The organism is Pseudomonas sp. FA-1, from assembly GCF_056856075.1.
The window spans coordinates 103,619-122,724 of the sequence record NZ_JBWXTH010000008.1; the positions used below are offsets into that span (position 1 = coordinate 103,619).

Below are 19,106 nucleotides of genomic sequence, written 5' to 3' on the forward strand. Positions count from 1 at the left end.
GGGGCAGGCGAGCCCACCCCGAGGTAGTGCCAATTGCTACTGCATCCTTGTTGTTATTGCGTCAGTTTGGCCTTGGCCGCCTCCAGCCCCGGTTTGCCGTCCACGGTCGTCACCCCGGCCAGCCAGGTGTCGAGCACTTGCGGGTTGTTCTTCAGCCACGCCTTGGCGGCAGCCTCGGGCTTCATCTTGTCGTCCAGGACGTTACCCATCAGGGTGCTTTCCATGTCGAGGGTGAACGACAGGTTCTTCAGCAACTGGCCAACGTTGCTGCACTCCTGCGTGTAGCCCTTGCGGGTATTGGTCAGCACGGTCGCCTTGCCGAATTCGGGGCCGAAGAAATCATCCCCGCCGGACAGGTACTGCATCTTGAAGCGCTTGTTCATCGGGTGCGGTTCCCAACCCAGGAACACCACCGCCTCGCCGCGCTTCTGCGAACGGTCCACCTGCGACAGCATGCCCGCCTCGCTGGACTGGACCAGCTTGAAGCCGGCGTCCTTCAGGCCGAAGGCGTTCTTGTCGATCATGCTCTGGATGGTGCGGTTGCCATCGTTGCCAGGCTCGATGCCGTAGATCTTGCTGCCCAGTTCCTTCTTGAACTTGGGGATGTCGGCGAAATCCTTCAGGCCTTTGTCGTACAGCGCCTGGGGCACCGCCAGGGTGTACTTGGCGTTCTCCAGGTTGGCGCGCACCGTCTCGACCGTCCCGGCGTCGCGGTACTGCTTGATGTCGTTCTCCATGGTCGGCATCCAGTTGCCGAGGAACACGTCCAGGTCCTTGCCGGCGGCCAGCGACTTGTAGGTCACCGGTACCGAGATCATGTTGGTGTGGGTCTTGTAGCCCAGGGCTTCGAGGACAACGCTGGTGACGGCGGTGGTCACGGTGATGTCGGTCCAGCCGACATCCGAGAACCGTACCGTCTGGCACTGCTCGGGCTCTACGGCCTGAGCCAGCAGAGGTGTAGCGAGCATCGCGGCCAGCAAGAGCGAGGGTGAACCTTTCATGGTGGACTCCTGTGATTTTTTCTTCGGGTTTCTCGCGGGCCGCCGGGCTTTCTCTAGGCTCCGGTCGACCAGGCCTGCAGAGGGCAGGTTGCGAGGCCGTGTATTACGAGTCGCTTTCGATAATCCCCCAGCGTTCGGCAATCGCCTACTGGTGGGGTCGTAACCAGTACAGGACGGGTCGCATCCAGTAAGGGCAATGTCGCATATGGATTTTTCCACCCTCCGCCGGGTGTTTTTGCGTCGCCAAGCCCCCTGAAAACGGCGGTCATGTGACCCGGACAGGGCGGCGTTGGTGGACAAAAGTACGTCGGTTGCAGACGGCGGGTGGTGGGTCAAAAGCCTGATGATGCGTGCATTCGCGGCAACCCGCGTCATTAGCCTAGCAGTTGCTCATCCCGCCATATGCCGCGGGCAGACAAGCCCATCAAGAGGTGATTCGACAATGGCCATCAGCGTGTTCGACCTGTTCAAGATCGGTGTCGGGCCTTCCAGCTCCCACACCGTTGGCCCCATGCGTGCTGGCGCCCTGTTCGTCCAGGGCCTGCGTGAACGAGGCGAGCTGGAGCAGGTGCGGCGAGTGGAAGTGCGGCTGTACGGTTCGCTGTCGGCCACCGGTGTCGGCCACGGTACCGACAACGCCACGGTCATGGGCCTGATGGGCGAATGGCCTGACGCCATTGACCCCACGGTGATCGCCCCACGCATTGCCGAGCTGCGCGAAACCAATACCTTGCAGCTCGATGGCCGCCTGCCGGTCGAGTTCGTCTGGGCGCGCGACATGCTGCTGCTGGACGAGAACCTGCCCTACCACCCGAACGCCATGACCCTGATCGCCGAAGGCGTGCAGGGCGAATTGCACCGCGACACCTACTACTCGGTCGGTGGTGGCTTCGTCGTCGATGCCGCCCAGGCCGCCAGCGGTGTGCTGGACGCCGACCAGACCGTGCTGCCGTACGATTTCAACAGCGCGGCCGAGCTGCTGCAGCTGTGCAAGCAAAACGACCTCCGTGTGTCGCAATTGATGATGGAGAACGAGAAAGCCTGGCGCAGCGAGGAAGAAATCCGCGCTGGTCTGCTCAAGCTCTGGGACGCCATGCAGGAATGCGTGAACAATGGGCTCAAGTACGAGGGCACGCTGCCTGGCGGGCTGAATGTTCGCCGCCGCGCTGCCAAGCTGCATCGCAGCCTGCAGGAACTGGGCAAGCCCAACGTGATCGGTTCGACCATGAGTGCCATGGAATGGGTGAACCTGTTCGCCCTGGCGGTCAACGAAGAGAACGCCGCTGGCGGGCGTATGGTCACCGCGCCCACCAACGGCGCGGCCGGTATCATCCCGGCGGTGTTGCACTACTACATGCGTTTCTCCGACGTGGTGGACGAATCCAACGTCGTGGACTTCTTCCTCAGTGCGGCTGCGGTCGGCATCCTGTGCAAGAAGAACGCTTCCATTTCCGGTGCCGAGGTCGGCTGCCAGGGTGAGGTCGGTTCGGCCTGCGCCATGGCTGCCGCAGGCCTTGCCGAAGTGTTGGGCGCTACTCCGCCGCAGGTGGAAAACGCCGCCGAGATCGCTCTTGAGCACAACCTGGGCCTGACCTGCGACCCGGTCGGTGGCCTGGTCCAGGTGCCGTGCATCGAGCGCAACGCCATTGCCGCTGTGAAAGCGATCAACGCCGTACAAATGGCCCTGCGTGGCGATGGCGAACACTTCATCTCCCTGGATCAGGTGATCCGCACCATGCGTGACACCGGCGCCGACATGCACGACAAGTACAAGGAAACGTCCCGTGGCGGCCTTGCGGTCAGTGCCATCGAGTGCTGATGCGCCATTCTGGTCCAAATGTGACCGGTGTGCCGCCTGCTGGCGCACCGGCAGCCTACCGATCGTCGCGTGTCGCTACGCGAAAGGGCTTTGTCGGTGACACTTAAGTCTGTCGCTTCTGGGCAACCTTCCCACAAGTGCTACCGAATTGCTCAAACGTTACAGGTGAAGGCGCTGGCTTGCCTGTTTGCGCTTATTTATCCGACCCGAGAAAAGGCCCGAAAACCGCGCAGCGCGACGTCGTTTTTGGGTTTTTTTGAATAGCCGTTCAATTTAGGCACGGCGTTTGCGTTGAAGTTGGCAAAGCCCCTGCATACGAACTGGGGCCATGACAAGAAACAGTGCCCGCCTGAGGCACGCCCTGCATTGTGCGAGGAGAAATCCGCGATGACGACCTACACCTCCGGGAATCCGACCCAGAACCGCACCGCTCCCCAGTCCATCGGGTTTCTCCTGTTGGACAACTTCACCCTCATTTCCCTCGCTTCCGCCGTCGAGCCGCTGCGCATGGCGAACCAGCTGTCCGGCCGCGAGCTGTACCGCTGGCATACCCTGACCGTCGATGGCGGCCAGGTCTGGGCCAGCGACGGCCTGCAGATCACCCCGGATGCGGCGATGCACAGTGCACCACCGATGGACACGGTGATCGTCTGCGGCGGCGTGGGCATCCAGCGCACCGTCACCCGTGAGCACGTCACCTGGCTGCAAGCCCAGGCCCGGCAATCGCGCCGCTTGGGTGCGGTGTGCACCGGCAGCTGGGCGTTGGCCTGTGCCGGCCTGCTCGATGGCTTCGATTGCAGTGTGCACTGGGAGTGTCTGGCGGCCATGCAGGAGGCCTTCCCGCGGGTCAACATGAGCACGCGCCTGTTCACCCTCGACCGCAACCGCTTCACCAGCTCCGGCGGCACCGCACCGCTGGACATGATGCTGCACCTGATCAGCCGCGACCATGGCCGCGAGCTGTCGGCTGCGATCTCCGAGATGTTCGTCTACGAGCGCATCCGCAACGAGCAGGACCACCAGCGCGTGCCGCTCAAGCACATGCTCGGCACCAACCAGCCGAAGCTGCAGGAAATCGTGGCATTGATGGAGGCCAACCTGGAGGAGCCGATCGACCTGGACGAACTGGCCGTGTACGTGTCGGTGTCGCGTCGTCAGCTCGAGCGGTTGTTCCAGAAGTACCTGCACTGCTCGCCGTCGCGCTATTACCTGAAGCTGCGCCTGATCCGTGCGCGCCAGCTGCTCAAGCAGACGCCCATGTCGATCATCGAGGTGGCCTCGGTATGCGGCTTCGTTTCAACGCCGCACTTCTCCAAGTGCTACCGCGAATACTTCGGCATTCCGCCGCGTGACGAGCGTGTGGGCTCCAACACTGCCCAGCAGGTAGCAATGATGCCGATCCCGCAGGCAATGGCCCTGACCCCGCACGCCGGCCCGATGGCTTCGCTGAGCCAGGCGCGCAACGAGTCGACGTTCGCCAGCGTAAGGCTCTGAAGCAAACGCATAAACCCTGCGGGAGCGGGCTTGTCCCGCGATTGCGTCGGCAGGAACAACACTATTGTTGCTACTGACGCAATCGCGGGACAAGCCCGCTCCCACAGGGGTATTTGTACGTTGGAAAAAGGTGGATCAGGGGCGGTTGTTGAATTGGGCCAATGCCGGCAGCAACTGCTTTTCGATGGCCTGGCGCACCGCCGGCAGGATGGTGGCGCTGCTGGTGTACATCTGCTCGACCATCCCTTTGAGGGCCCGTGCGTTGGGCTCGGTCAAGCCGCGTACCACCGCTTCGCAAGCCTGCTCGGCCGTGGCGCCTGCCGGCATCTCGAAGCCCAGGGCGCGCAGGTGGCCCAGCAGGTCGTCCTGGTCAATCAAATCCGCATGCATCATGGTTTCTTGTCCTTGTTTGCCGCTGTGATTTACGACCGATTCTGTGTTCATGGCGACACACCCGCAAGGGCAGAATATCGCAATGGCCGCTTTGGCTAAGAACAGGTCGTTCCCGGCTAAATCCACTGTCGGGGAAGCCAGCAAACTGGCCTCATTCACGGTACGGAGGGCTTGGTCACCCTCACTCGTTAAAGTGGATGTTTGCTCGCTCTTGGCCCCGGATGCTCACGGCTTTCCGGGGTTATTTTTTTGTGCAAGCCGTGAGTTCTGCCAGTGATGCTTGCCTGCCTCCTGCGATTCAATCGAGCTGAATTCGTTCACTCGAGCAGGACTATGAAAAATTTCTGGAATAAAAGTTTATTGCTGTCAGGCGCCTTGGCTCTGGCAGTAAGCGTCTCCCCCTTCAGCCACGCCCAATCCGCCAACCCTCGTTTGTTTGAGATCGACGAGCAAAGCGATCCGCATGTGATACGGGTGCTGCAGAACGAAGCCGGCACCTATTCATATCTCGGTACGTTGATGGACGATCCATCTATCGAGCAGCTTCGGCTGGTGAAAGTAAATGCTGCATTGATAGCACCCGATACCCAGATGCTTTCGCTGCCCTTGCCGGATGGCAGGACAGTGGATTTTCAATTGAAGCGCTTCAATACCTCGATGCCAGGAATGGAGGGCTGGATTGGGGACGTGCTGTCGGACCGTAAGCGGCTGTACACATCCGACGCGGAAGTAGATATGGACCCGTTCAATTGGGTGTCCTTGGTACGAGATGGCGATCAACTGGCCGGCAGTATTCGTGTCGACGGGCAGCTTTACCGATTGGAGTTTGTCGGGCAGGGGCAACATGCCTTGACCAAGGTAGACGAGTCCAAATTACCGCCTACGGCAGAGCCCCTTCCAGACCCCGAGACGTTGGATACGGATACGGCCGTTGATACAGCCGTGAAGCCTGAACACAGTACTATCCGTCTCCTATTTGTAACCACCATCCAATCCAGGGCGGCTCACCCTGGCATACGAGCAACGTTGGCCCAGGCGCTTCAAAATGCCAACCAATACATGATCAATAGCCGTGTACCCATCAACTATGAGCTGGCTGGGTTCTATGATGCCGACTATGACGAAACGGGTAGAACGTACAAACAAACCCTAGATGACATGCGTTTGTCCAAACCGTTTGGCGTCGATCTACTTCGGGTGAGAGAGGCATTGGGTGCGGATCTGGTCTCGATGTATACGATGGGCAAAGAGTATTGTGGTCTGGCATGGATCAGAGCATCAAAAGCACAAGGTCACTCCGTCATTTCGTGCGCTGGCGCCTTGGCTCATGAATTGGGACATAACCTGGGAGGGAACCACGGCCTGGAAGGGACTGACCCTACCAAGCGTTACAACCACGGTTACCGGCATCGCTCGCCAAACTTCCACACGATCCAAGTGACATCGCACGGGGCAATTCCGTACTTCTCCAACCCGCGCCTGACCTACCAGGGCATTCCGATGGGGACGGTGATGAACCATGACATGGCGCGCCAGTTTGATGACTACAGGGCGGTTGTGGAGAATTTCTATCCGCCTGTTCTCGACGTGACGCTTTACGAACATAGCCATTACAGAGGGCGATCGTGTCACTTTATTCAAGCAGTCGGTTCAGCAATCGACGTACGCCAGCAGTGTGGGGCCGAATGGGGGTCTATTGTAAGTTCTGCCAAAGTTTTAGGGTTGGCGCCAGGTATCACGGTGAGGTTCGAAGGTGCACCAGGCCAATATGAAGAATTTATCAGTAAGGCCTATAGAGGGGCGTTGTCTGTTTATCTGTTTGGCGAATATCCAGATATGAGCTCTGATATTGACTGGGTTAAAGCAGGTTCATCCATGAATGACAAGGTCAGCATGGTAAGCATTTCTCGATAGCGCATGCGGCTTCGACTGAGCACAGACCGGGACATCGTCATGTCCCGGTCTTGGTCGCTAACGGCCCAGTTGGATCAAGCGCCCCACGAATTGTGGGGGCGAATGGTCCACAGCGCTGTTCATCAGCTGCTGTAGTGACGCTGCGCTTGATTCACTGAACGGTGCCGACTTCGGCCCCGCCAGGTCCACATGCAGCAGCATCTGTTCGCTGGCCGCCAGGGCCTCGTCGAAGCCTGCCCGGTGCAGGCTGTGGTACAGGTGCAGGCGCTTCTTGTCGAAACCGATGATCTGCGTCTGCACCCACACCTCGGTGCCGAGCTTCACTTCGTGCAGGTAGTTGATGTGCGCCTCCAGGGTGAACAGCGAATTGCCGCTCTGCCCACGGCTGTCGGCATCCAGGCCGATGCGCTCCATCAGCGCATCGGTGGCGAAGCTGAAGATCAGCAGGTAATAGGCATCGCGCAGGTGCCCGTTGTAGTCGACCCAGTCCTCCTGGACTGGGGTGCGATAGGTGATCAGTGCGGGCATGGCCGTCTCCTCAGTCGCCGAAGGCCATGCCGTGGCTTGCCTTGCTGTTCTTCACGGCGTCCAGCACCGCCAGCAGGGTGTCGTCGCGGTAGCGCTCAAGGGCCGCGATGCTGCGCTCGCCCAGTTGCTCGGCGGTGCCCTCGACCACATCGTCGATCAGCTTGTCGGTGAGCTCCGGTGCCGGCAGGTAGGTCCAGGGCAGCTTCAGCGCCGGGCCGAACTGGGCCATGAAGTGGCGCATGCCAGCATCGCCACCCGCCAGGGTGTAGGTCAGGAAGGTTCCCATGAACGACCAGCGCAGGCCGGCGCCGAAGCGGATCGCGTCGTCGATTTCGCCGGTGCTGGCCACGCCATCGTTGACCAGGTGCAGGGCTTCGCGCCACAGGGCTTCGAGCAGACGATCGGCGATGAAGCCCGGGACTTCCTTGCGCACGTGCAGCGGGCGCATGCCCAGGGCGGTGTAGATGGTCTTGGCGGCTTCGATGGCCTCGGGTGCGGTGTTCTGGCCGCCGACGATCTCCACCAGTGGCAGCAGGTACACCGGGTTGAACGGGTGGCCCACCACGCAGCGCTCGGGGTGGGTGGCCGACTCGTAGAATTCGCTGGGCAACAGGCCCGAGGTGCTGGAGCCGATGATCGCGTTCGGCTTGGCCGCGGCGCTGATCTTGGCGTGCAGGTCGAGCTTCAGGTCCAGGCGCTCCGGGGCGCTTTCCTGGATGAAATCGGCGTCACGTACGCATTCCTCGATGGTGGCCACGAACCGCAGGCGATCTTGTGAGGCACCTGGCGCCAGGCCTTGTTTTTCCAACGCTGGCCAGGCATTGGCGATACGTTTGCGCAAGGCCTGTTCGGCGCCTGGAGCCGGGTCCCAGGCGATCACGTCCAGGCCGTGGGCCAGGGCGCGGGCGACCCAGCCGCTGCCGATGACGCCGCTGCCCAGGGCGGCGAAGGTCTTGATCTCGGTAATGAAAGACATGGCGATTCTCCAAATGGCTTCAGCGGCGCTTGAGGTTCATTTTTTCGCGGCCTTCGGCCGGGGTCAGTACGCGAGCGCCAAGGCGGGTGATGATTTCCACCGCACGCTCGACCAGTTGGCCGTTGCTGGCCAGCACGCCACGGTCCAGGTACAGGTTGTCTTCCAGGCCGACGCGCACGTTGCCGCCCAGCAGCACGGCTTGCGCCGCCATGGGCATCTGCATGCGACCGATACCGAAACCGGCCCAGGTGACGCCGGCCGGCAGGTTGTCGACCATCGCCTTCATGGTGGTGGTGTCGGCCGGCGCGCCCCACGGGATGCCCAGGCACAGCTGGAACAGCGGATCGTCCAGCAGGCCTTCTTTCATCATCTGCTTGGCGAACCACAGGTGGCCGGTGTCGAAGATTTCGAGCTCGGCCTTCACGCCCAGCTCAGTGATGCGCTTGGCGCCGGCGCGCAGTTGGCTGGGGGTGGAGACGTAGATGGCATTGCCGTCGCCGAAATTGAGCGTGCCGCAGTCCAGGGTGCAGATTTCCGGCAGCAGCGCCTCGACGTGGGCCAGACGCTCCAGCGGGCCGATCAGGTCGGTGCCTGGGCCGAACTCCATGGGCGTTTCGCCAGGGCCGATCTCGAGGTCGCCGCCCATGCCGGCGGTAAGGTTGACGATCACGTCCACATCGGCCTCGCGGATGCGCTCCATGACTTCGCGGTACAGCGCTACGTCACGACTGAAACGGCCGGTCTGTGGGTCGCGAACATGGCAGTGGACCACGGTGGCGCCGGCCTTGGCGGCTTCGATGGCGGACTCGGCGATCTGCTTGGGGGTGACCGGGACCAGGTGGCTCTTGGCAACGGTGTCGCCGGCCCCGGTCAGGGCGCAGGTGATGATGACGTCATGGTTCATGATGGTTCCTCGTGATGTTGGCAGCGGCCTGAGCGCCGTAGGAGCGGCCTTGTGCCGCGAAAGAGCTGCGAAGCGGCCCCCTGTTTTCCGTGGGGTGCACGCATCCCTGGGGCTGCTTCGCAGCCCTTTCGCGGCACAAGGCCGCTCCTACAGACGATGTGGCCGTGAAAATTGGTGTCAGTTGGCGGTGAGCTTGAGGTTCTCGGCGGCGGGTTTTCCGTCGAAGGTGGTCACCCCTTCGAGCCAGCGGGCCTTGTCCTCGGGGTGGTCCTTGAGCCACTGGCGGGCGGAATCCAGCGGGTCCTTGTGGTCGAGCAGCGGCTGCATCATGCGGCTCTCGTCCTCGGCGCTGAAGGTCAGGTTGGCCAGCAGCCGGTGGGCGTTGGGGCAGCGCTCGGCGTAGTCCGGCGCGGTGACGGTCCATACCGTGGCGCGGCCTTCGTCAGGCCCCAGGGCATCCTGGCTGTCGCCCAGGTAGACCATGTCGAGGTTGACGTTCATCGGGTGCGGCGCCCAGCCGAAGAACACCACGGCCTGCTTGCGCCGCACGGCGCGGTCGACAGCGGCGAGCATGCCCGCCTCGCTGGACTCGACCAGCTGGAACTTGCCCAGGCCGAACTGGTTCTTGGCGATCATCGCCTTGATCTGAGTGTTGGCGCCGGAGCCTGGCTCGATGCCGTAGATCTTGCCGCCCAGCTCCTTCTCGAACTTGTGGATGTCGGCGAAATTCTTCAGGCCCTTGTCAGCCAGGTATTTCGGCACCGCCAGGGTGGCCCGAGCGTCTTCCAGGCTGGGTTTGTCCAGGACCTTGACCTGCCCCGCCTGGACGAACGGCGTGATGGTCTGGGTCATGATCGGGTTCCAGTAGCCCAGGAACATGTCCAGGCGCTTGTCGCGGATACCGGCAAAGATGATCTGCTGCGAGGCGCTGGTCTGCTTGGTCTGGTAGCCCAGCCCGTCGAGCAGCACCTGGGCCATGGCGCTGGTGGCGATGACGTCGGTCCAGTTGACCACGCCCAGGCGCACGTCTTTGCACACGGCGGGTTCGGCGGCAAGGAGAGGCGTTGCGAGGGTGGTGCTCAGGACAACGGAAAACAGGCTGCGGCGGATGAAGCTGTGCATGGTGGCTCTCCAACGGCAGTGCATATTGTTATTGGGGCCGGCCTCTACGGGCCGTGAGAACACGCTACGCTGGTGGCGGGGTGGAAATTCGCACCCTGGCGACCAACAATTGCACGGAGGCGACCACTTTTGCCGTGGAGCATGCGATGCCGGAAACCATTCATTTCCTCCTGTTGCCGGGCTTCTCGGCCATGGGCTTCATCAGCGCCCTGGAGCCCCTGCGCGTGGCCAACCGGTTCCGCGGGCCGCTGTACCGCTGGCGTGTGCTGAGCCTGGACGGCGGCGCGGTGGAGGCCAGCAATGGCATGTCGGTGAACGCCGATGGGGTGCTGGGGGAGGGGGAATCTGCGCGCATGCTGTTGATCGTTGCAGGCTTCGACCCCTTGGCCTGTTATGGCGCGGCGTTGCATCAGGCGCTGCGGCGCCTGGACCATGAAGGTGTGTTGCTGGGCGGCATCGACACCGGTGCGATGGTGTTGGCCGAGGCCGGGCTGCTCGACGGCCATCGGGCGACCGTGCATTGGGAGGCCCTGGAGGCGTTCAAGGAGCGCTACCCAAGATTGCAGGCGACCCAGGAGCTGTTCGAGATCGATCGCCGGCGCATCACCTGTGCCGGCGGGACCGCGTCCATCGACCTGATGCTCGACCTCATTGGCCAGGGCCATGGCAGCGAGCTGGCGGTGCAGGTGTCGGAGCAGTTCGTGCTTGGACGTATCCGTCCGCGACAAGACCACCAGCGTATGGAGATTGCCAACCGCTATGGTCTTCGCAATAAGAAGCTGGTGCGGGTGATCGGCGAGATGGAGCGCAACACCGAGCAGCCGCTCAACACCGAGGTGCTGGCCGACGGTGTGCAGATCACCCGGCGCCAGTTGGAGCGGTTGTTCCGCCTGCACCTGGACGACACGCCCAGTGGTTTCTATCTGCGACTGCGCCTGGACAAGGCGCGGCAACTGTTACGCCAGACCGACATGAGCGTGCTGGAGGTGAGCATCGCCTGTGGCTTCGAGTCGGCGTCGTATTTCACCCGTTGCTATCGGGCGCGGTTCGAGCGGTGCCCGCGGGAAGACCGACGCACGGCGGTGGTGCACTGAACTGTAGGAGCGGCCTTGTGCCGCGAAAGGGCCGCAATGCGGCCCCAGATCCAATATACCGGGGCCGCTTTGCGGCCCTTTCGCGGCACAAGGCCGCTCCTACAAGGGGAGCGTGGCTGGTTATTGTTGGCCAATGGACTGCAAATACTCCGACCGTTCATCGCTACGCTGCGCCAGGCAGGTGTTCCATGCCGCTTCGAACGCCTTGCCGCCCGGCTTCTCGGCAAAGGTCTCGACCTTGCAGTCGGCGTCGCGCAATTGTGTCCACAGGGCCTGGGCAGCCTGCAGGCGGCTGGTCAGTTGCTGCACCTTGTCGTTTTCGTCCGGGTACTGGTCGGTAATGCGCTGGATGAGATCGTCGAACGCCGCCGCGAGCTCCCGTTCGGCGGTCTGCTTGTTGTAGGCCGCACAGGCATAGCTTTGCGTGTCGTTTTCGACAGTGTCGCAAGGCGTGCTTTCGTCCTCGTTGGCCTGGGCGCCCAGGGCCACGGCCACCAGGGCCAGCCATGCCATTGATTTCATCCGTTTTCTCCTCAACAGGCTGACGAATCGCCGGGATTCTCGCTCACTCCGGGGGCGCTTGGTAGCTCCCTGAAGAAAAGTTCATAAAGCCTGAAAATGCCGTTGTCGAGACCGCCTCTCATCGCCGTATGGCGCACCAGAGGGCGCCTTGTCGGCCTTTGACGCTTTCGGCAAACCCCCTGTCGTTTTTGCACCGGGGCGCCTCGGGCCGCAGGCATATGCTGGCCCCAAAGCGCCGGCACAAGGTTTGGCGCGAGCAAACTCAATAAAAGGGGACAGCCTGATGAGCCCAGCCGAATTGCACGCCGACAGCATCGTCATCGACGGTCTGATCATCGCCAAGTGGAACCGCGAACTGTTCGAGGACATGCGCAAAGGTGGCCTCACTGCGGCCAACTGCACGGTGTCGGTCTGGGAAGGCTTCAAGGCGACCGTCGACAACATCGCTTCCAGCCAGAAACTGATCCGCGAGAACAGCGACCTGGTCATGCCGGTGCGTACCACCGCCGACATCCGCAAGGCCAAGGAGCTTGGCAAGACCGGTATCCTCTTCGGCTTCCAGAACGCCCATGCCTTCGAGGACCAGATCGGCTACGTCGAAGTGTTCAAGCAACTGGGCGTGGGCATCGTGCAGATGTGCTACAACACCCAGAACCTGGTGGGCACCGGCTGCTACGAGCGCGATGGCGGCTTGTCGGGCTTCGGTCGCGAGATCGTCGCCGAGATGAACCGCGTCGGTATCATGTGCGACCTGTCCCACGTCGGCTCCAAGACCAGCGAGGAAGTCATCCTCGAGTCGAAGAAGCCGGTCTGCTACTCCCACTGCCTGCCTTCGGGCCTGAAGGAACACCCACGCAACAAGTCGGACGAAGAGCTGAAGTTCATCGCCGACCACGGCGGCTTCGTCGGCGTGACCATGTTCGCACCGTTCCTGGCCAAGGGCATCGACTCGACCATCGACGACTACGCCGAGGCCATCGAGTACACCATGAACATCGTCGGTGAAGACGCGATCGGGATCGGTACCGACTTCACCCAGGGCCACGGCCAGGACTTCTTCGAGTACCTGACCCACGACAAGGGCTACGCCCGTCGCCTGACCAATTTCGGCAAGATCATCAACCCGCTGGGGATCCGCACTGTCGGCGAATTCCCGAACCTCACCGAGACCTTGCTCAAGCGCGGCCACTCCGAGCGTGTGGTGCGCAAGATCATGGGCGAGAACTGGGTAAACGTCCTCAAGGATGTGTGGGGCGAATAAGCCGCACTCCGAGCCTGAAGGCCCCGGCCAGCAACGTCGGGGCAACCAATAAAAATTTTTCTGGAGTTGAGTTTCCATGGCCAAGATCGCCCCGCAATTGCCAATCGAAGTCGATACCGAGACCGGTGTATGGACCACAGACGCCCTGCCGATGCTGTATGTGCCGCGTCACTTCTTCGTCAACAACCACATCGGTATCGAAGAAGTACTGGGCGCTGACGCCTACGCCGAGATCCTCTACAAGGCCGGCTACAAGTCCGCCTGGCACTGGTGCGAGAAAGAAGCCGAATGCCATGGCCTGGAAGGCGTCGCGGTGTTCGAGCACTACATGAAGCGCCTGTCGCAGCGCGGCTGGGGCCTGTTCGAGATCCAGGACATCGACCTGGACAAGGGCACCTGCAGCGTCAAGCTCAAGCACTCTGCATTCGTCTACGTCTATGGCAAGTGCGGCCGCAAGGTCGACTACATGTTCACCGGCTGGTTCGCCGGCGCCATGGACCAGATCCTCGCCGCCCGTGGCAGCTCCATCCGTACCGTGGCCGAGCAGGTCTACGGTGGTTCGGAAGAAGGCCACGACGACGGCCTGTTCATCGTCAAGCCGTTGTAAGTCGGAGTAAGCGACATGGCATTCGAAGCAATGTTCCAGCCGATCCAGATCGGCAAACTGACCATCCGCAACCGCGTGCTCAGCACCGCGCACGCCGAGGTCTACGCCACCGACGGCGGCATGACCACCGAGCGTTACGTCAAGTACTACGAGGAGAAGGCCAAGGGCGGCATCGGCCTGGCCATCTGCGGTGGTTCGTCCGTGGTCGCCATCGACAGCCCGCAGGAGTGGTGGTCGTCGGTGAACCTGTCGACCGACCGGATCATCCCGCACTTCCAGAACCTCGCCGACGCCATGCACAAGCATGGCGCCAAGATCATGATCCAGATTACCCACATGGGCCGTCGCTCGCGTTGGGACGGTTTCAACTGGCCGACCCTGATGTCGCCGTCCGGTATCCGTGAACCCGTTCACCGCGCTACCTGCAAGACCATCGAGGTCGAAGAGATCTGGCGTGTGATCGGCAACTACGCCCAGGCCGCACGCCGGGCGAAGGAAGGCGGCCTGGACGGCGTCGAGCTGTCGGCCGTGCACCAGCACATGATCGACCAGTTCTGGAGCCCGCGCGTCAACAAGCGTACCGACGAATGGGGCGGTACCTTCGAAGGCCGTATGAAGTTCGGCCTTGAAGTGCTCAAGGCCGTGCGCGCCGAGGTCGGTGACGACTTCTGCGTAGGCATGCGTATCTGTGGCGACGAATTCCACCCCGATGGCCTGAGCCACGAGGACATGAAACAGATCGCCGCATACTACGATGCCACCGGCATGCTCGACTTCATCGGTGTGGTCGGTTCGGGTTGCGACACCCACAACACCCTGGCCAACGTCATCCCGAACATGAGCTATCCGCCGGAGCCGTTCCTGCACCTGGCGGCCGGCATCAAGGAAGTGGTCAAGGTCCCGGTGCTGCACGCGCAGAACATCAAGGACCCGAACCAGGCTACCCGTATCCTGGAGGGCGGTTACGTCGACATGGTCGGCATGACCCGTGCACACATGGCCGACCCGCACCTGATCGCCAAGATCAAGATGGGCCAGGTCGACCAGATCAAGCAGTGCGTCGGCGCCAACTACTGCATCGACCGCCAGTATCAGGGCCTGGATGTACTGTGCATCCAGAACGCCGCGACCTCCCGTGAATACATGGGCGTGCCGCACATCATCGAGAAGACCACCGGGCCCAAGCGCAAGGTGGTGGTGGTCGGTGCCGGCCCTGCCGGTATGGAAGCTGCCCGCGTCGCCGCCGAGCGTGGCCACGACGTGACCCTGTTCGAGAAGAAGGACCAGATCGGTGGCCAGATCACCATCGCGTCCAAGGCACCGCAGCGTGACCAGATCGCCGGTATCACCCGGTGGTACCAGCTGGAGCTGGCCCGTCTGAAGGTGGACCTGCGCCTGGGTACAGCGGCCGACGCCGAGACCATCATGGACCTGCGTCCGGATGTCGTGGTGCTGGCAGTGGGCGGCCATCCGTTCGTCGAGCAGAACGAGCACTGGGGCGCTGCCGAAGGCCTGGTGGTCAGCAGCTGGGACGTGCTGGACGGCAAGGTCGCACCGGGCAAGAACGTGCTGGTATACGACACCATCTGCGAATTCACCGGCATGTCGACCGCGGACTTCCTGGCCGACAAGGGCGCCCAGGTAGAGATCGTCACCGATGACATCAAGCCGGGCGTAGCGATGGGCGGTACCACCTTCCCGACCTACTACCGCAGCCTGTACCCCAAGGAAGTGATCATGACCGGCGACATGATGCTGGAAAAGGTCTACCGCGAGGGCGACAAGCTGGTGGCAGTGCTCGAGAACGAGTACACCGGCGGCAAGGAAGAGCGCGTGGTCGACCAGGTCGTGATCGAGAACGGCGTGCGTCCTGACGAAGCGCTGTACTACGCACTGAAGGATGGTTCGCGCAACAAGGGCCAGATAGACGTCGAGGCGCTGTTCGCCATCAAGCCGCAACCGATCCTCAGCCAGCCGGGCGAAGGCTACCTGCTGTATCGCATCGGCGACTGCGTGGCCCAGCGCAACGTCCACGCGGCGATCTATGACGCCTTGCGCCTGTGCAAGGACTTCTGATCGCACCGCCTCGCTAGAGGCGGGATTGGCTCCCCTGTAGGAGCGGCCTTGTGCCGCGAAAGGGCTGCACTGCAGCCCCAGCAAGTTCGCAGCACTGCTGGAATGCTGGGGTCGCTCCGCGACCCTTTCGCGGCACAAGGCCGCTCCTACAGGGGTCCGCGCCACCCTCGAGGGCGGCGCAAGAATCTAGCTGTTGTGGGAGCCTCCCATGTTGAACACCCTTCTACCCATCCTGCTGTTCGCTGCCCTTGGCCTGGCGGTGCTCGGCGCCCTGCGCCGGGTGCGCATGTGGCGGCGCGGCCGACCGTCCAAGGTCAACCTGATCGGCGGCCTGCTGGCCATGCCGCGTCGCTACCTGGTGGACTTGCACCATGTGGTCGAGCGCGACAAGTACATGTCCAAGACCCACGTGGCTACCGCCGGTGGCTTCGTACTGTCAGCCGTCCTGGCGATCCTGGTGCATGGCTTCGGCCTGCAGAGCAAGATCCTTGGCTACGCCCTGCTGGTCGCCACGGTGATCATGTTCAGTGGCGCCATCTTCGTCTTCAAGCGTCGCCTGAACCCGCCCGCGCGCCTGTCCAAGGGCCCGTGGATGCGCCTGCCCAAGAGCTTGCTGGTGTTCGCCGCGAGCTTCTTCATCGCGACCCTGCCGGTCGCCGGCATCTTGCCTGAAGGTACCGGTGGCTGGCTGCTGGTGGCCGTGCTGGGCGTCGGTGTGCTGTGGGGCGTGTCGGAGCTGTTCTTCGGCATGACCTGGGGCGGTCCGATGAAGCACGCCTTCGCCGGTGCCCTGCACCTGGCTTGGCACCGCCGTGCCGAACGTTTCGGTGGTGGCCGCTCCACTGGCCTCAAGCCGCTGGACCTGGAAGACCCGAACGCGCCCCTGGGTGTGGAAAAGCCGGTGGACTTCACCTGGAACCAGCTGCTGGGCTTCGATGCCTGCGTACAGTGCGGTAAGTGCGAAGCCATGTGCCCGGCCTTCGCCGCTGGCCAGCCGCTGAACCCGAAGAAGCTCATCCAGGACATGGTCATTGGCCTGGCTGGCGGCACCGACGCCAAATTCGCCGGCAGCCCCTACCCGGGCAAGCCGATCGGCGAACACGGCGGCCACCCGCACCAGCCGATCGTCAACGGCCTGGTCGATGCCGAGACCCTGTGGTCGTGCACCACCTGCCGCGCGTGCGTGGAAGAGTGCCCGATGATGATCGAGCACGTCGACGCCATCGTCGACATGCGCCGCCACCTCACCTTGGAAAAGGGCGCGACCCCGAACAAGGGCGCCGAGGTGCTGGACAACCTGATCGCCACCGACAACCCCGGCGGTTTCAACCCCGGTGGCCGGATGAACTGGGCGGCCGACCTCAACCTCAAGCTGTTGTCCGACGTGAAGAGCACCGAGGTGCTGTTCTGGGTGGGTGATGGCGCCTTCGACATGCGCAACCAGCGTACCCTGCGTTCGTTCGTCAAAGTGCTCAAGGCCTCGGGCGTCGACTTCGCCGTGCTCGGCCTGGAAGAGCGCGACAGCGGCGACGTGGCGCGCCGCCTGGGCGACGAAGCGACCTTCCAGCAGCTGGCCAAGCGCAACATCCAGACGCTGAACAAGTACCGCTTCCAGCGCATCGTTACCTGCGACCCGCACAGCTTCCATGTGCTGAAGAACGAATACGGCGCCCTGGGCGGCGAGTACCAGGTGCAGCACCACAGCACCTACATCGCCGAACTGATCGCGGCCAACAAGCTCAACCTGGGCCAGCACAAAGGTGGCAGCGTCACCTACCACGACCCGTGCTACCTGGGCCGCTACAACGGCGAATACGAAGCACCGCGCGACGTGCTCAAGGCATTGGGTATCGAAGTGCGCGAGATGGAGCGTTCGGGCTTCCGTTCCCGCTGCTGCGGCGGTGGAGGCGGTGCGCCGATCACCGATATCCCGGGCAAGCAGCGTATTCCGGACATGCGCATGGACGATATCCGCCAGACCGAAGCCGAGGTGGTGGCCGTGGGTTGCCCACAGTGCACCGCGATGCTCGAAGGTGTGGTCGAGCCACGTCCGCTGATCAAGGATATCGCCGAGCTCGTGGCGGACGTGCTGATCGAAGACGAAGCGCCTGCGGCGGGAAAGTCGCAAGCGGCCAAACGTGAAACTGCGGAGGTGCACTGATGAGCGACATCATCCGCCGCGACCCACGCGCCGAGTGGATCGCCCGTAACCGTCTGCATCCGCTGCACGCAGCGATGCAGACGCAGCAGACCAGCTGGATGGGCCCCAACGGCATCATCCGCAAGAACCCCCATGCGATCGCTGCGGGCTTCATTGGCCCCAATGGTCTCAAGCGCATCGACCGCAGCGGTGCCCAGCAAGGCACCACAGGTGGCGCACGGCGCACCGCTGCGGCCGAAGTGCAGTTGCCGCTGCACCAGGTCGCGGACCCGGCGTTCTACATCGCCGTGGTCCCGGACATGGTCGGTGGCCGCCTCGGCAGCCACGACCGCGACCTGCTGGGCCTGGCCCACAGCCTGGCCGGCAAGGACGGTGCTGTATTGGCGATCGTGTTCGGCGAACACAAGGAAAGCAATTTCGCCACCGCCGGTGTCGACCGCCTGTTGGTGATCGAAGGCGAGGCATACGAAGGTTATGCACCGGAGCAGTTGGTGCAGGGCCTGCGTGCTGTGGATAACCAGTTCGCACCGCGCCATTGGCTGCTGCCCGACAGCCGCACCGGTGGCGGCGAACTGGGCCGTCGCCTGGGCGCCGCACTGGGCGAACGCCCGGCGACGCGTGTCTGGCAGGTCAAGGACGGTCAGTGCATCGGTCGTGCCGGTGCCGGCCAACAGGACCTGCAGCGTACCCTGCCGCGCCTGATCCTGGCCGCGGCCGAGTGCTCGGACCCGGTCAGCGAAACCCGTCACGAAGCATTGCCGGTGGAGTTGTCCACAAGCGTGGCACGCAGCCTGTCGCGTATCGAAGACCTTGGCTCGGTGGCCGTGGACCCGGCCGCCATCGCCATGGCAGAGTCGGAGTTCATCGTTTCCGGCGGCAACGGCGTCAAGGACTGGGACCTATTCCACAAGGCGGCCGCCGCCCTCGGTGCGACCGAAGGCGCCTCGCGGGTGGCAGTGGACGATGGCTTCATGCCGCGTAACCGTCAGGTCGGTGCTACCGGTACCTGGGTTACGGCACGCGTCTACGTGGCCGTGGGCATCTCCGGAGCGATCCAGCACCTGCAGGGCATCGGCGCCTGCGACAAGGTGGTGGCGGTGAACATGGACCCAGGCTGCGACATGATCAAGCGGGCCGACCTGTCGGTGATTGGCGACAGTTCGGCAATTCTCCAGGCGTTGATCGAGGCTGTGGACAACTACCGCAGCGCCGGCCAGCGCGACGCGGCATAAGG

General features: G+C 62.9%; 16 protein-coding genes. 9 read left to right on the forward strand and 7 right to left on the reverse strand.

Annotation, left to right across the window (positions count from 1 at the left end; translation table 11 throughout):
• Window positions 1-53: 53 nt before the first annotated feature.
• Entirely contained in the window at window positions 54-1,001 is a 948-nt protein-coding gene (locus tag AC1MHZ_RS15830) for a choline ABC transporter substrate-binding protein (protein WP_084856387.1), read from the reverse strand.
• Between the two features lie 442 nt (window positions 1,002-1,443).
• On the opposite strand from AC1MHZ_RS15830, the gene AC1MHZ_RS15835 reads away from it, so the two are divergent.
• Both AC1MHZ_RS15835 and gbdR read left to right on the forward strand, forming a co-directional pair.
• A complete protein-coding gene (locus AC1MHZ_RS15835; protein WP_324817216.1) occupies window positions 1,444-2,820 on the forward strand; it encodes an L-serine ammonia-lyase in 1,377 nt (458 codons plus the stop codon).
• 387 nt (window positions 2,821-3,207) lie between these two features.
• Window positions 3,208-4,314 carry a choline metabolism transcriptional regulator GbdR gene (gene gbdR, locus AC1MHZ_RS15840; RefSeq protein WP_084856383.1) on the forward strand — a complete coding sequence of 369 codons (1,107 nt, stop codon included), beginning with the start codon at window positions 3,208-3,210 and terminating at the stop codon, window positions 4,312-4,314.
• A gap of 135 nt (window positions 4,315-4,449) precedes the next feature.
• On the opposite strand, the gene AC1MHZ_RS15845 is transcribed toward gbdR, so the two are convergent.
• Window positions 4,450-4,707 (reverse strand): hypothetical protein, encoded by a 258-nt coding sequence (locus tag AC1MHZ_RS15845; protein WP_084856381.1) that lies wholly within the window; start codon window positions 4,705-4,707, stop codon window positions 4,450-4,452.
• Window positions 4,708-5,040: 333 nt separating this feature from the next.
• On the opposite strand from AC1MHZ_RS15845, the gene AC1MHZ_RS15850 reads away from it, so the two are divergent.
• On the forward strand, window positions 5,041-6,621 hold the full coding sequence (locus AC1MHZ_RS15850) for a zinc-dependent metalloprotease family protein (protein WP_482966602.1): 1,581 nt from the start codon (window positions 5,041-5,043) through the stop codon (window positions 6,619-6,621).
• Window positions 6,622-6,678: 57 nt separating this feature from the next.
• Here the strand turns inward: AC1MHZ_RS15850 and AC1MHZ_RS15855 are convergent, their stop codons facing one another.
• The 4 genes from AC1MHZ_RS15855 to choX all read right to left on the reverse strand — a co-directional run bounded on the left by AC1MHZ_RS15855 (window position 6,679) and on the right by choX (window position 10,151).
• Entirely contained in the window at window positions 6,679-7,149 is a 471-nt protein-coding gene (locus AC1MHZ_RS15855) for a thioesterase family protein (protein WP_084856377.1), read from the reverse strand.
• Window positions 7,150-7,159: 10 nt separating this feature from the next.
• Window positions 7,160-8,125, reverse strand: a complete 966-nt coding sequence (locus AC1MHZ_RS15860) for an L-carnitine dehydrogenase (RefSeq protein WP_084856375.1) — start codon at window positions 8,123-8,125, stop codon at window positions 7,160-7,162.
• Window positions 8,126-8,144: 19 nt separating this feature from the next.
• Window positions 8,145-9,029 (reverse strand): 3-dehydrocarnitine:acetyl-CoA trimethylamine transferase CdhC, encoded by an 885-nt coding sequence (gene cdhC / locus AC1MHZ_RS15865; protein ID WP_084856373.1) that lies wholly within the window; start codon window positions 9,027-9,029, stop codon window positions 8,145-8,147.
• Window positions 9,030-9,206: 177 nt separating this feature from the next.
• Window positions 9,207-10,151 (reverse strand): choline ABC transporter substrate-binding protein, encoded by a 945-nt coding sequence (gene choX, locus AC1MHZ_RS15870; protein WP_084856371.1) that lies wholly within the window; start codon window positions 10,149-10,151, stop codon window positions 9,207-9,209.
• 146 nt (window positions 10,152-10,297) lie between these two features.
• Here choX and AC1MHZ_RS15875 point away from each other — a divergent pair, with 146 nt between their 5' ends.
• Window positions 10,298-11,245, forward strand: coding sequence for a GlxA family transcriptional regulator (locus AC1MHZ_RS15875; protein ID WP_084856614.1), 948 nt, complete (start codon window positions 10,298-10,300; stop codon window positions 11,243-11,245).
• 120 nt (window positions 11,246-11,365) lie between these two features.
• On the opposite strand, the gene AC1MHZ_RS15880 is transcribed toward AC1MHZ_RS15875, so the two are convergent.
• Window positions 11,366-11,767, reverse strand: a complete 402-nt coding sequence (locus tag AC1MHZ_RS15880; RefSeq protein WP_084856368.1) for a lysozyme inhibitor LprI family protein — start codon at window positions 11,765-11,767, stop codon at window positions 11,366-11,368.
• A 283-nt stretch (window positions 11,768-12,050) separates the two neighbouring features.
• On the opposite strand from AC1MHZ_RS15880, the gene AC1MHZ_RS15885 reads away from it, so the two are divergent.
• The 5 genes from AC1MHZ_RS15885 to etfA all read left to right on the forward strand — a co-directional run bounded on the left by AC1MHZ_RS15885 (window position 12,051) and on the right by etfA (window position 19,104).
• Window positions 12,051-13,028: a dipeptidase gene (locus AC1MHZ_RS15885; protein ID WP_084856366.1), complete on the forward strand. Its 978-nt coding sequence runs from the start codon at window positions 12,051-12,053 to the stop codon at window positions 13,026-13,028.
• Between the two features lie 76 nt (window positions 13,029-13,104).
• Window positions 13,105-13,635: a DUF5943 domain-containing protein gene (locus tag AC1MHZ_RS15890; protein WP_043211077.1), complete on the forward strand. Its 531-nt coding sequence runs from the start codon at window positions 13,105-13,107 to the stop codon at window positions 13,633-13,635.
• 15 nt (window positions 13,636-13,650) lie between these two features.
• Window positions 13,651-15,711 carry a dimethylglycine demethylation protein DgcA gene (dgcA, locus tag AC1MHZ_RS15895; protein WP_224457653.1) on the forward strand — a complete coding sequence of 687 codons (2,061 nt, stop codon included), beginning with the start codon at window positions 13,651-13,653 and terminating at the stop codon, window positions 15,709-15,711.
• Window positions 15,712-15,919: 208 nt separating this feature from the next.
• Window positions 15,920-17,872, forward strand: a complete 1,953-nt coding sequence (dgcB, locus tag AC1MHZ_RS15900; RefSeq protein WP_084856360.1) for a dimethylglycine demethylation protein DgcB — start codon at window positions 15,920-15,922, stop codon at window positions 17,870-17,872.
• Window positions 17,872-19,104 carry an electron transfer flavoprotein subunit alpha gene (gene etfA, locus AC1MHZ_RS15905; protein ID WP_480461856.1) on the forward strand — a complete coding sequence of 411 codons (1,233 nt, stop codon included), beginning with the start codon at window positions 17,872-17,874 and terminating at the stop codon, window positions 19,102-19,104. Before dgcB ends, etfA begins: the two co-directional genes overlap by 1 nt.
• Window positions 19,105-19,106: the final 2 nt, after the last annotated feature.

Excerpts from the sequence above, each read along its gene's own strand:
- AC1MHZ_RS15830 (WP_084856387.1), bottom strand. The coding sequence starts at position 1,001 with ATGAAAGGTTCACCCTCGCTCTTGCTGGCCGCGATGCTCGCTACACCT.
- AC1MHZ_RS15835 (WP_324817216.1), top strand. The coding sequence starts at position 1,444 with ATGGCCATCAGCGTGTTCGACCTGTTCAAGATCGGTGTCGGGCCTTCC.
- gbdR (WP_084856383.1), top strand. The coding sequence starts at position 3,208 with ATGACGACCTACACCTCCGGGAATCCGACCCAGAACCGCACCGCTCCC.
- AC1MHZ_RS15845 (WP_084856381.1), bottom strand. The coding sequence starts at position 4,707 with ATGATGCATGCGGATTTGATTGACCAGGACGACCTGCTGGGCCACCTG.
- AC1MHZ_RS15850 (WP_482966602.1), top strand. The coding sequence starts at position 5,041 with ATGAAAAATTTCTGGAATAAAAGTTTATTGCTGTCAGGCGCCTTGGCT.
- AC1MHZ_RS15855 (WP_084856377.1), bottom strand. The coding sequence starts at position 7,149 with ATGCCCGCACTGATCACCTATCGCACCCCAGTCCAGGAGGACTGGGTC.
- AC1MHZ_RS15860 (WP_084856375.1), bottom strand. The coding sequence starts at position 8,125 with ATGTCTTTCATTACCGAGATCAAGACCTTCGCCGCCCTGGGCAGCGGC.
- cdhC (WP_084856373.1), bottom strand. The coding sequence starts at position 9,029 with ATGAACCATGACGTCATCATCACCTGCGCCCTGACCGGGGCCGGCGAC.
- choX (WP_084856371.1), bottom strand. The coding sequence starts at position 10,151 with ATGCACAGCTTCATCCGCCGCAGCCTGTTTTCCGTTGTCCTGAGCACC.
- AC1MHZ_RS15875 (WP_084856614.1), top strand. The coding sequence starts at position 10,298 with ATGCCGGAAACCATTCATTTCCTCCTGTTGCCGGGCTTCTCGGCCATG.
- AC1MHZ_RS15880 (WP_084856368.1), bottom strand. The coding sequence starts at position 11,767 with ATGAAATCAATGGCATGGCTGGCCCTGGTGGCCGTGGCCCTGGGCGCC.
- AC1MHZ_RS15885 (WP_084856366.1), top strand. The coding sequence starts at position 12,051 with ATGAGCCCAGCCGAATTGCACGCCGACAGCATCGTCATCGACGGTCTG.
- AC1MHZ_RS15890 (WP_043211077.1), top strand. The coding sequence starts at position 13,105 with ATGGCCAAGATCGCCCCGCAATTGCCAATCGAAGTCGATACCGAGACC.
- dgcA (WP_224457653.1), top strand. The coding sequence starts at position 13,651 with ATGGCATTCGAAGCAATGTTCCAGCCGATCCAGATCGGCAAACTGACC.
- dgcB (WP_084856360.1), top strand. The coding sequence starts at position 15,920 with ATGTTGAACACCCTTCTACCCATCCTGCTGTTCGCTGCCCTTGGCCTG.
- etfA (WP_480461856.1), top strand. The coding sequence starts at position 17,872 with ATGAGCGACATCATCCGCCGCGACCCACGCGCCGAGTGGATCGCCCGT.